General features: G+C 45.7%; 7 protein-coding genes. 4 read left to right on the top strand and 3 right to left on the bottom strand.

Translation table 11 applies throughout. The features are described 5' to 3' along the window. Positions 1-97 precede the first annotated feature (97 nt). Positions 98-3208 (top strand): TonB-dependent receptor, encoded by a 3111-nt coding sequence (locus tag H1A11_RS11450; RefSeq protein ID WP_181757232.1) that lies wholly within the window; start codon positions 98-100, stop codon positions 3206-3208. A 21-nt stretch (positions 3209-3229) separates the two neighbouring features. Continuing rightward, on the top strand, positions 3230-4792 hold the full coding sequence (locus tag H1A11_RS11445) for a RagB/SusD family nutrient uptake outer membrane protein (protein WP_181757231.1): 1563 nt from the start codon (positions 3230-3232) through the stop codon (positions 4790-4792). A gap of 601 nt (positions 4793-5393) precedes the next feature. Here H1A11_RS11445 and H1A11_RS11440 read toward each other — a convergent pair. After that, complete coding sequence (locus tag H1A11_RS11440; RefSeq protein ID WP_022401156.1) at positions 5394-6197, bottom strand: ThuA domain-containing protein; 804 nt, start codon at positions 6195-6197, stop codon at positions 5394-5396. A 42-nt stretch (positions 6198-6239) separates the two neighbouring features. Further along, positions 6240-8705 (bottom strand): glycoside hydrolase family 9 protein, encoded by a 2466-nt coding sequence (locus H1A11_RS11435; protein WP_181757230.1) that lies wholly within the window; start codon positions 8703-8705, stop codon positions 6240-6242. A 421-nt stretch (positions 8706-9126) separates the two neighbouring features. Between H1A11_RS11435 and gdhA the strand changes: the two genes are divergently transcribed. Beyond that, positions 9127-10464 carry an NADP-specific glutamate dehydrogenase gene (gene gdhA / locus H1A11_RS11430; protein WP_181757229.1) on the top strand — a complete coding sequence of 446 codons (1338 nt, stop codon included), beginning with the start codon at positions 9127-9129 and terminating at the stop codon, positions 10462-10464. A 138-nt stretch (positions 10465-10602) separates the two neighbouring features. Then, positions 10603-11766, top strand: coding sequence for a Xaa-Pro peptidase family protein (locus H1A11_RS11425; RefSeq protein ID WP_117964235.1), 1164 nt, complete (start codon positions 10603-10605; stop codon positions 11764-11766). Positions 11767-11961: 195 nt separating this feature from the next. On the opposite strand, the gene H1A11_RS11420 is transcribed toward H1A11_RS11425, so the two are convergent. Continuing rightward, positions 11962-12954 carry a DUF3843 family protein gene (locus H1A11_RS11420; RefSeq protein WP_009038001.1) on the bottom strand — a complete coding sequence of 331 codons (993 nt, stop codon included), beginning with the start codon at positions 12952-12954 and terminating at the stop codon, positions 11962-11964. Positions 12955-12957: the final 3 nt, after the last annotated feature.

Genomic DNA, 12957 nt, shown 5'->3' with positions numbered 1-12957 from the left:
ATTTCTTGTTTATTACGTAATTTCGCTTATCGAAGTATTGGAATTTGTATCAATACAATATGAATAATTTCCTATTTTATAAACTAATACTATTATCATGAAAAGAAAAAGAGTCCTTTTGCTGCTTTGCATTCTCAGTTGCACTTTGCAGCTCTTCGCACAACAAATTAATGTGCAGGGTATCGTTTATGACCCTTCCGGAGAAACGGTTCCGGGTGCTAATGTCAGTATGAAAAGTAATCCGGCTATCGGTACGGTGACGGATATTGATGGAAATTTCAGTCTGAAAGCTTCTGTGGGTGATGTGTTGGTTTTCACTTTTATCGGTTATGAGCCTATTGAGTATAAACTGACTGCTGCAGATACAAATCTGAAAGTCCGTTTTACTGATTCTTCAGAGTTGCTGGACGAGGTAGTGGTAGTAGGCTATGGTGTACAAAAGAAGAGTGTACTTTCGTCTGCTGTGAGCCGTGTTACCAGTGAAGAGTTGGATAAAGGTAATCCTACAAATATTCAGAATGCCTTGAAAGGTAAAGTTTCCGGTGTACAGATTATCTCTAATTCAGGTCAGCCCGGTGCGGAATCAAAGATTCGTATTCGAGGTACCGGTACGGTCAACAACTCCGATCCGCTTTATATAGTAGACGGCATGCCGTCTGAAAGTGGTATCAGTCATTTGAATCCTTCTGATATAGAGTCTATTGAAGTGCTGAAAGACGCAGCTTCCGCCGCTATTTACGGAGCCCGTGGTGCTAACGGTGTTGTGCTAATAACTACGAAGAAGGGTACTAAAGGGAAGGCTACTTTGAACTATGAATTTACGTACGGTATTCAGAATCCTTCCAAGAAGGTGGATTTGCTGGGTAGTGCGGATTATCAGATGTTGATGAATGAAATGGCTGCCAACGCAGGTAAGGACCCTTATTTCCCGACTGTTTCCAGCGTCAATACCGACTGGCAAAAGGAACTGCAGAACAAGAATGCTCCTATTATGAACCACAAGGTTTCGTTGAGTGGCGGTACGGACAACTCTACCTATTATGCTTCTTTCGGTTATGTAAAGCAAGAAGGTATTTATGCCAAAGGACATGCTGATTATGAACGCTACAATGTACGCTTGAATTACAATAATGTATTACTGGACACGAAATCACGAAATTGGTTGAATAAGATTAGTTTTGGTGCAATTGCAAGCTATTCCAAGTCAATCCAGACTGGTAATACTATTGGCAATAGTGAAGCAGCGGGCTTGATTACTTCCATGAATATGTTGCCTCCTACCGAGCCGGTTTATCAGACCGACCCTGCTATACTGGAGCAATATGCCGTAACTTATCCAAATCATGTCATTGCTCCCAACGGCCTGGCATACAATATCATCGAGATGCGTGAAATAACCAATCCGCTGGCAGCCATGCAGGTCAGTCATAACCAGAGGACTATGCCTCAGAATTTCGGTGCGAACTTTAACCTTGATGTGGACTTGTTACCGGGTTTGAAGTTCAAGACTACCTATGGTGCGGAATGGGTGTTCAATTCCATCAAGAATGTAACTCCGGTCTACGAGCTGAATGCTACCAGTAAGAATGCCACTTCCAAGGTAGAGGATAAGAAAAGGGAGTCTTCCTATTGGCAGTGGGAAAATGTACTGTCGTATACAAAGTCTTTCGGCCGTCATAATATAGGTGCACTGTTCGGTACAAGTATGTCTTCCTACCATTACTCCAATTTGGAAGCGGAAGATTATAATCTGCTGGTGGTGGATATAGACAAGGGATATATAGACACGGCCACAGCGCCCGAAGAACAGTCCAAAGTATGGGGTGGGGCGGAAGATCACCGCATTGCATCCATATTCGGACGTATCAATTATAATTATGATGAAAAGTATTTGTTCGAAGCGGTAGTGAGACGGGACGGTTCGTCAAACTTCAGTCGCGAGCACCAATATGCTACATTCCCTTCGGTTTCTTTGGGTTGGGTGTTGACTCGTGAGAAGTTCATGGAGAACAGACCTTCCTGGTTGGATTTTGCCAAGATACGTCTAAGCTGGGGACAGAATGGTAACGAACGTATTGGCTCCTTTGCCTATACAAGTATGATGAGTCAGGGTAAGAATGCAGTCATAAATGGAAAGGTATATACGGGCATGCTGCCCAGTGGCTATGCCAATGCCGATTTGAAATGGGAGACCTCCGAACAGACCGACTTGGGTATTGACTTGCGTTTCTTCAACAGTGCATTGACATTCTCTGCCGACTATTTCGTGAAGAAGACGAAGGACATGCTGCTTTCCATGCCGATTCCTCTTTATACCAGTTATGGCAGTATGACGGTCAATTCGGGTACAGTGAAGAACGAAGGTATCGAGTTCGAAGCGTCCTATCGCTTTAAGGTGGGTGAAGTGAATCTGGGTATCAATGGAAATGCTTCTTATGTGAAGAATACCGTAACAGACCAGGGCCCCGACCGTGTCGGTCTCAATAATATCGGCGGTGGTATGGGCGGCCAGGTCAGTTGGAGAGAGAACGGGCGTCCGTACGGCTTCTTCTACGGTTACTTGCATGATGGTATTTTCCAGAATCAGCAGGAGATAGATAGCTATACCTACGTAGATTCTAACGGAAAGACTCAGCTGATACAGCCGAATGCCAAGCCTGGAGATATTCGTTTTAAAGATTTGGATGGTGAAAATGGGTTGAATGGTGATGACCGTACCATGATAGGCAAGCCGAACCCTGACTGGACATATGGATTCACTCTTTCTGCCGATTGGAAAGGATTTGATTTCAGTGCATTCTTCCAGGGAAGTATCGGAAACGACATTTATAAACTGTACAGACGTTCCAATGTGACTTTTGGTAACTACGACAAATCTTGGCTGAACCGTTGGCATGGTGAAGGCACTTCCAATTGGGTGCCACGTGTGATAGATGGTGACAACAATAACTATCAGGTTTCAAACTTTTTTGTGGAAGATGGTTCGTATATGCGTTTGAAAGTGTTGCAGATTGGCTATAGTCTGCCCGGACAGATGTTGCAGCGTGTCGGCGTCAAGGGGCTGCGTTTCTTTGTGCAGGGCGAAAATCTGTTTACAATTACCAACTACAGCGGTTATGATCCTGAAGTGGGAACACGTGATGGATTTGACGGGGGAACATATCCGCAAGCACGTACTTATACTATCGGTGCGAATATTACATTTTGATTAACCTAAAAATTAGATACAATGAATAAGATATTAAAGGTATTGGCTTTGGGTGCGATGGCTTTGTCGACCACAGCTTGTTCAGATTTTCTGGAAGTGAATCCGAGAACTCAGGTGTCGGAAACCGAATTCTATAAGACGGAAGACGATATGATGAAGGGCTTGTATGCCGTGATGAATGAAATGCAGACCCGTATGCCGGAGGTTTGGTCTTACTCTTCTTTGCTGGGTGATGAGTCCGAAACCGGCGGTGGTATCGGTGAGGGGTCTTACAAGACGAAATGGGATACTTTTACCTATGACGCGACTTCTTGTTTCGGTGCATGGGGATATGGTTCTTGGTGGAATGAGTGGGATTTTGGCTTGTTCAATGGAGTCATTGCTGCCAATCTGTTGATTGACAAATTGGCTGGATGCAACCTCAGTGCAGACTTTGTCAATTCCATTTCTGCCGAAGCGCGCTTTTACCGTGCCATTTTCTATTACCATCTGTTTATGGGGTATGAGCAATTCCCGCTTATCAAACATTATCTGGCAGCCAGTGAAATGTATAGCGTTGCCAAAGGAACCCGTGAAGAAATTTATGAGTTTATGATAGGTGACTTGGATGACGAAGTGACTAAGTATCTGCCCCAGCGCAGTGCTACACAGCAGGGACGCGTTTGCCGGGATGCTGCCAAGCTGCTTCGTGCTAAAATTATTTTGTTCCATCGTGATGAGACTAAATATCAGGTGGCATTGAATGACATGAAAGAAATAATCACCAGTGGAAGATACCAGTTGAACCCTGATTATCAAAGCTTATGGGTGAAAGACGGAGAATGGTGTGCGGAATCTATCTTTGAGGTATGTTATGCCGGCAATAACTCCGGTGAAGGGTTTGGTCTTGCACGTTCTTTGGGTGGTCGTAACATTGTTGACCCGAGAAGTGCCGAGCAGGGCGGCTTGGGCGAAGGTTATGGGCAGAATACCATGCCGAGTTCCGTTTACAACATGTTTAAGGAAGGCGATACGCGCCGAGAAGGAACAGTCATTGTCTATGCGGACGAGGCTAAGAAAGTGGCAGAAATGGTGGCCAAAGGTGAACTGCCGGCAGGAAGTGCTTTCCAAGTCAGTGACCAGCAGGAAAATTACGAAGGCCTGGGGCACTATAAGATTCATCCGAGAAAGGAGACGACGTCTACGGTGAACCCTACGGATAACTATTATAACTCTTGGCGTATTTACCGTTATGCCGATGTTTTGCTGCTGGCTGTGGAGCTTGATGTACGCATCAACGGAACTGCCAGTGCCGATGCGCAAGGCTGGTTCGACCAGGTCAGAGACCGCGCTTTCAAAGACAAAGAGCATCGTATCAACTTGGCGGGAAAGAGCAAGCAGGAGTTGTTGGATATTCTTTTTGAAGAGCGTGGGTATGAGTTTATGGATGAAATGCAGCGTTGGTTTGACATTCTGCGTTTCGATAAAGGAACAGAGATTTTAGGTAACAAAGGTTGGACGGAGAAGTTCAGGTACTTCCCGATTGACCAGTCGGAAATGGATAGAGCTAAAGGTGGCTTGACACAGAACCCTGGCTGGTTATAAGTTTAGATTGGTTTTCTTTCTGAAGAGTCCCCGGTATTTCCTTTTGGAATACTGGGGATTTTTATGTGTAGGCAGTGGCGGTATCTCTCACTAAAGTTTATTTCGGCAAAACATCTGTCATGCTGTCACGCGAAGAGATTATTCTTTTGATTATAAGTTAATTAAAGTGTGATGGATACCTGTGATAGATAAAAAACACTACAACCATCCATCACGCTTTCCAATTTTTGTAAAAGATGGTATGCATACTTGTTTCGTGGGTCGTTGAAATAGTTATAATCTTAGTTCTCAGCATGAAACTTTTAGTTTCAAGACTAAATACGAAAAGTTTCGACAAGTAAGACTATTGGTTTCAACAAGCAAAACCAAAAGTTTCTTTCGATAAAACCATTCGTTTCAAAGGTTAAAACTCTTGGTTTCGACTATAGGAAACTATCATTCCAACTTGTCGGGACCAGCAAGGGTATCTATATGAAACAACCGAAACAGATACCTTTTCCTTCGAAAAGTATCTGTTTCGGCATAAAAGTGTTGTATTTTGGAGAAGATTTGAAGAATACTATCCTATTTTATTCTTTTGATTACTGTTATGGGAGTTGTTTCATTTGAGGAACGGGTCACCGTTCTTGTCTTTGCTCACTACCCAGCGGAAAGCATTAACCAATAGCAGGTTCTGTGTACCGTCGATAAACTCTTCGTCACCATGTCCCATATTCAGGTAAATCATTCTGTAATTCTTGTTGGACCATACGATGGGGAAGTCGCCAAAATTCACTACATCCTTGATTCCCAGTGGATAGTTCTTGGGAGATAGGGACAAGAGTACTTCTACGTCCTTGTTCTGGCGGGGGCTGGGAGTCCATTGGTACCATTCGCTGGCGGGAGCCACGAATGATGCAGGCAGATTCTTGGTAACGGGATGTTCTTCGTTGTCGACTTCGACCAATACTGGCTGGGGAGGCCAGTTGTTGCAATAGAACACCCCACCACCAAGAAACTTAACGAACCAGGGCCAATGCGTGTTTTTGTCGTTGTAGGCAGCTGCGTGGAAACCTACCCAACCGCCTCCGTTTTCCATGTATTGCTCAAAAGCATCGCGTTCGGCCTTGGTGTTGGGGGATGTGTTAAGCATGATAATGACATTGTATTCTTTCAGTTTCTCGTATGGGTATTTTGAAAAATCGGTAGTAATATCCAGAACAAAGCCGTCACCGTAATTGAGCTTCTTGAAGAAAGTGGTTGCTTGTTCTGCAAATTGTACGTGTGCTTCTTCCGCATGTTGCGTGTAATAAATCAAGGCCTTGAAGCGAGGAGCTTTGGCATAGTTTGCCGGATAACCTTCGGGGACTTGTGCGTACGTCAGCAGGGTGCAAGCCGTAAACAATAAAATAAACAGATGTTTCATAATTTGTAATTTATAATTTATAAGTTATTAATTCTCCATTATCTAATATTCCGCAATCAGAGACAGCCATTTGCCTGCCGAGGTAATCCATACCTCTTTATAACAGGCATTGTTGGTTTGCGGCCAATAGGGGACATCGTCGTTACCCAGGGTACGGATACCAACGGGCATCTCTCCTGTCATTTCTCCCGAAGAGAAGGTATTCAGTTGCGGATAGTTGTGTCCTTCTCCATAAATCAAGGATTGTCCGAAAGGATTCTTGCCTACGGTCCAGTACAACTGTTCCAGACCGATGTTGAGCAGTTCCTTGTCCTTCAGGAAGTTTCCGCAGATGGCGGCGGACTTTCCGTTGGAAAGATGGATGGCGGTATTGCCGTTGAAAATGTTGAACCACACGGGGAAACGTTTCATGTAGTGCTCTTTGTCCAGTTGTACTCCTCGTTTAATCTGTTCCGTGTACAGTTCCTTGGCATTGGCAGGGGGAAACAGATGGAGGGCGTAGAAGTTGGTGGTATCCTTATATTCCTCTGCATGGTAAACACCGCTTGGAATCATACCGTAGGGATGGGTATACTTCATCATTCCTTTCAGATAGTCTCCATATAGTTGTATGGAATTCACCCATTTAGGGTAATCGGGGTGCTCCTTCTGGGTTTCGCAAAGCATCACCATAGCCTGCATATAGACCTGCTCGCGCGACTGGTGTATGTAATGTACGATGGATTTGCGGGATTTGTCCCGGTAGAAGAATCCGCGTGTCCCGTCTTTGTCTTTCAGCGGTTCCGTGCGCTGGCAGTCGAGGGTGTAGCGGATGTATTCGGCGGCGATGTCCGCATAAGAAGGTTTTCCGGTCAGCTTGTATAATTGGCTTGCCGACCAGGAGATGGTAGCCATATACTGACTTTTCGAAGTGTTGTAACTGTGTTCGTAAGGCTGGACGAACTGGTCGAAGCCATCTTTTTTGAACTTCTCCATAGCAAAAGCGAAATCTTCTTCGGCCACGCGCAATAGGTATTCCTGCAGCATCGGGTCGTTGTCCAGCGTCATGGAGGCGTAAGCTTCGTATCCGGCATAGAGAAAGTTGTCAAATGCCATGTTCTGTACACGTACGGAAGATATGTCGTCCAATGTATTGAACACACCGTCTTGCCAGATAAGCAATCCCATGCTGCTGGCGCGGTAACCATCGCCGTAGCGGTTCTTTAGGATGAACTCTACTCCCCATTCCGCCTCTTCACGTAGGCGGGCGGCGAGGGCTGGGTTGATATTTCTTTGTTTATTATAGGCTTCGAGCAGAGCAAAGGTCACGTCTCCCGTCTGCAAGGTTTGCTGGGACAAGTCTCCTGCATCGTGCCATCCGCCGGAGTAGGAGATGCTGCGTCCGTCATGTCGGGACATGAGGTCTACGTGGCAGGTGGAATGCTTGCCGGGAACCGGATGTCCACAGCGCTGGCAGAAGATGAAGTTCAGCACTTTCCATTGTGAATCTTCCCAAAGTCTTTCTCCAATCCGGAAGGTGGGAGTTAGCGATGTTCCGACCTTCAGCTGATACTCTCCGGGATTATTGAAGGAGGTGAAATCAATAAGGCCAAATTCTCCGAGAGTGGTTTTCTCTTTTCGGATGTCTCCTTCGTAAGCTATTTCTCCGGTTGGGGTAAGCAGTTGGAAGCGCTTTCCGGCGTCTATGGTGAGGTTTGTGTTGATGAGGGCGGTTTTGGGGTGGTTGACGGCATAGCCGGTTGTCGAGTAGGAGATTTTTCCATCGGCAGGTATCCATCCGCTGACTTTCTCAGGGGCTTTCACCGTTTGCAGTTGTAGATTGTCCAGGTAGTAGATAGCTGAATCTCCTGTTGTCCGGTCTTTGCCTTTGAGGGCTGTGCTGAAGGTGATGGACATCACCTTGTCGCGCTGATACTCGTCTATTTCGAGGAAGCATTGGTTCCACTCCTTATTAATAAGGTTAATGAGGTGTGAACCCGAAGGCTGATTATATCCTTTCTTGGCAGGAGTATCTGCATTGCGAAACGTGAGGTTCATGTTGACGATGCGCGCGCCGTCGCAATCGGGATAGATGGAGAATACGATGCGGTTGTACTTCTCCAGATTGGCGCCGTCTAGATGATAGGTAACACTGCTGTTTCCGTAGGTGGCATAGTCTGGGTCGGAAGGAGAGCCGGTCGCCCTTTTCCCGGTGAATGTGGGGAATTGCAGTTTGATGCTGCCTTTGCCGGAAACGGTCTTTTCCGTACTGAAGGACATGCTTCCTGCGCCGGAATGACTCCATCCCTCTGTACCTGCCGAGCGGGTGAGAGGAGCGCTTTGCAAGACCTCCTTTTTCCATCCGTTGGTTTCGAAAGAGTTTTCAATATCCAGGGGGAGGGGTTGATGTATCAGTCCGCTTTCGTGGAGTTGTCGTTCCAGTTTGGGGTCTTGGGTCAGACGTGTCTGACCGTATGCGGCAATACTGCCGAGAGATAAAAGATATAAAAATAATAATGTCTTTCTCATGTTGATGTCAACCTTTGGTTTCGGTTGCAATGTTAGCCATTATTAGGCAGAAGGAGGTTTGAAAACTGCCATAAAAGCTTTAAAAGCTATCCGAAGTAGCGAAATTTTATGGAAGGTGAACCTCGGAAAGTGTTTTTTAAACCCGGAATTATGACATTATTGTCATTTTGCTTGTTCTCTTTTTATATTTTTTCTATTTTTATACCGTTATAGCGAATTGTTGGCTGAAAAACGGAAGAATGGAACACTTTGGGATGAGGAAAGAATGCCGGGGATTTGACATTTTATCATTCTTTAATCAAAATATAACCGTAAAATTTAGCTGTTTTGAAAAGTTTTCTTATATTTGCGGTGTTATTCATTGACATTTTGTTTGAATAGCGTAAAGTCAACAAGGTAATAACCTTTAAAACGTAATATTATGAATATCGAACGTATCATGACCTCTTTAGAGGCAAAGCACCCCGGCGAGTCTGAGTATCTTCAAGCCGTAAAGGAAGTTCTTCTTTCCATCGAAGATATCTATAACCAACATCCCGAGTTCGAGAAAGCGAAAATTATAGAACGTCTGGTTGAACCTGACCGTATCTTTACTTTCCGCGTAACGTGGGTGGATGATAAAGGTGAAGTTCAGACGAACCTCGGCTATCGTGTGCAGTTCAACAATGCCATTGGCCCGTACAAAGGCGGTATTCGTTTCCATGCTTCCGTAAATCTTTCTATCCTCAAGTTCCTGGGATTTGAGCAGACCTTCAAGAATGCCTTGACTACATTGCCTATGGGTGGAGGTAAGGGTGGTTCCGACTTCTCTCCGCGCGGAAAGAGCGATGCTGAAATTATGCGTTTCTGTCAGGCCTTCATGCTGGAGTTGTGGCGTCACCTCGGTCCGGATATGGATGTTCCTGCCGGTGATATCGGTGTAGGCGGTCGCGAAGTGGGCTATATGTTCGGTATGTATAAGAAGTTGACTCGCGAATTTACGGGCACATTTACTGGTAAAGGCTTGGAATTTGGCGGTTCGCTGATTCGTCCCGAAGCAACAGGATTTGGTGGCTTGTATTTTGTAAACCAAATGTTACAGACAAAAGGCATTGACATCAAGGGCAAGACCGTGGCCATCTCCGGTTTTGGAAATGTGGCTTGGGGTGCTGCTACTAAGGCTACCGAATTGGGTGCTAAGGTTGTTACCATCTCCGGTCCCGACGGTTACATCTACGACCCGAACGGTATCAGTGGCGAAAAGATAGATTATATGCTGGAACTCCGGTCATCGGGCAACGATATTGTGGCACCGTATGCCGACGAATTCCCCGGCTCTACTTTCGTGGCAGGCAAACGCCCGTGGGAAGTGAAAGTGGACATCGCTCTGCCTTGCGCTACTCAGAACGAGCTGAACGGCGAAGATGCACAACATCTCATTGACAACAAGGTGACATGTGTAGGAGAAATCTCCAATATGGGATGTACGCCCGAAGCTATCGATCTTTTCATTGAAAATAAGATTATGTATGCACCGGGCAAGGCTGTCAATGCAGGTGGTGTGGCTACCAGCGGACTGGAAATGTCGCAGAACGCCATGCACCTCAGCTGGAGTGCAGCCGAAGTGGATGAAAAACTCCACGCCATCATGCACGGAATTCATGCTCAATGCGTAAAATATGGGACAGAACCCGATGGCTACATCAACTACGTGAAGGGAGCGAATATCGCCGGTTTCATGAAGGTGGCTCATGCCATGATGGGTCAGGGAATTATCTAAGAGAGAAACTTTGTTTAGTTGTATTTGTATTTGTGGTTTGTGCTGCTCTACGCCTGTGAAGGTATCGGGCAGTACTTTTTTTATTCTCAATTAAAAAAGTTGTATCTTTGTATCCGAGAAACCATAAATGACAAAGAGATGTTACTACCTGAATTGAAACTGAGACGTGATAAAATACGCTCTCTCATGGCTCAACAAGAGATTGATGCCGCTCTTATCGCTTGCAATGTAAACTTAATCTATACGTACGGACGTGTCGTCAGCGGTTACTTGTATCTGCCGTTGAATGCTCCCGCCCGTTTATTCATCAAACGTCCTAACAATATTGAAGGGGAACATATTCATCCTATCCGTAAACCGGAACAACTGCCTGACTTACTAAAGGAATGTGGTTTGCCCATACCTGCGAGGTTGATGCTGGAGGGGGATGAGTTGTCTTTTACGGAATATAACCGTTTGGCTGCGTGTTTCCCTGAAACGGAGGTGCTTCCTTGTGGTACGGCACTTATCCGGAAGGCCCGAAGTGTCAAGACTGAAATAGAGATTGAGATGTTCCGTCGTTCCGGCATTGCACATGCTAAAGCTTACGAACAAATACCCTCGGTTTATAGACCAGGAATGACAGACCGCCAGTTATCCATCGAAATAGAGCGCCTGATGCGTCTGGAAGGTTGTCTGGGTATTTTTCGTACCTTCGGACAAAGTATGGAGATTTTTATGGGAAGTCTGCTGGCAGGAGACAATGCCACTGCGCCTGCCCCCTATGATTTTGCTCTGGGAGGCGAGGGACTTGACCCGTCACTGCCTATCAGTGTGAACGGTGCACTGTTGCAGCCCGGTCAGAGCTTTATGGTTGATATGGGGGGTAACTTCTATGGCTATATGGGAGACATGAGCCGTGTATTCTCTATCGGAAAGCTGCCGGAAAAGGCATATGTTGCCCATCAAGTTTGCCTGGACATACAAGAGGCTGTTGTAGAAAAAGCGAAACCGGGTGCTGTTTGTGAGGACCTTTACAATCTCGCTATCGATATTGTCACCAAAGCAGGCTTTGCCGACAACTTTATGGGAGCCACTCAAAAGGCCAAGTTTATCGGTCATGGCATCGGTTTGGAAATCAATGAAATGCCGGTATTGGCTCCGCGTATGAAGCAGGAGTTGGAGCCGGGTATGGTCTTTGCATTGGAGCCGAAAATTGTTTTGCCGGGCATTGGTCCCGTTGGTATCGAAAACTCTTGGGTTATAACAGCGGAAGGAGTGGAGAAACTGACGTTGTGTAAGGAAGAGATTGTGGAACTTTGAAAATTGATAATGGATAATGGAAAATTGCCATGCGGTTTCAATAAATACGCTGCACTGTTTATTTTTCCATTATCCATTTTCAATTATTTTACCCTTCTGTTAAGCTGATTATTCGCTTTCGAAGGTTTGGATTTACCAATCCGTTTTCCGGTTGGCTTGGCCTTGTTGCTCCGTTTGGGCTTTATGCCGGAATGGTTACTCGCCTTCATAATATTCACATAAGTAGTAGCGGGCTATAAAGTCCCAATATTGATGCAGTGTTTCTTTTCCTTTCAAGAAGGGAAGTTCCACATCGGGTAGAATTCCTTTGGTCATTCCGTATTTCAGCAGGTCGAACGGACACTCTCCAGGTTGGCAGAACATCTTGTAACCCTCTGCAGCAGCGCGTTTGGCATCGTACATCGGGTTATGTTCTTCACAGAAATAGGCGGCCACGTTGTGGGCTACGAGCATACCTTTGGCGTTGGCATAAATCACGAACTCTTTTTTGTATTCCAGGTCGGGCAATAATGCGGACCGTTTGTTTTCCCATCCCAAGACATTGACAAAGAAAGTGCAAAGCTCCTTGTAATCGGTGAAGTATAGCAGCGGTTTCCCCTGGCTGTATTCCAGACAGTGGGCGGCATCTTTGCTCAGTTTGGTTTCCGGAGTGACTTCCGGCAGCGGAGTAATGGGTATATCCAGTAAATCAAGTCCCATTACCCAAAGGAAGGAAGATTCTCCCTTGCTGATGGGAGCTTCTTCGAAACGTGCATCCATCAGTTCATAGGCGCTTTGGCTTAATGCAAGCAGGTCTTTGTCATAAGGACTGAACAAGGTGTATTCCTTGTCAAAAATGCTGAATTGTGATTTCAATGTCCACAGTACGAATGCAATGTCTTCCTGATTTATTTCATCGGGCGTATAATCGTCACTCAGCGGATAGAACGGCAGGTAAGTTCCGTATACTCCCTGAAAGGCTTCGGAGAAAAGTTTCCAGCCTCCGCTTTGGGCAATGGCATCTTGAAAGTACATGCCGAGGGAGATGGCTGCGTCAATTTGGGTACGCAGCTCTTCCTTGTTGAACAGAGGAGAGGCTTTGACGAGGGGCAGGATGCTTGTGGCGAAGTCGAGGTACCATTTGTCTGTTGGCAGTACGCGGGTGCGTTCATTGGCCCCCAACCAATATTGCATGTTGATTGTTGTCATGAT

Origin of the sequence: Bacteroides sp. CACC 737 (assembly GCF_013874375.1) — a bacterium.
GTDB classification, from domain to species: Bacteria; Bacteroidota; Bacteroidia; order Bacteroidales; family Bacteroidaceae; genus Bacteroides; species Bacteroides uniformis.
The sequence above is the reverse complement of the archived record's forward strand: the minus strand, read 5'-3'. Positions and strand labels throughout refer to the sequence as shown.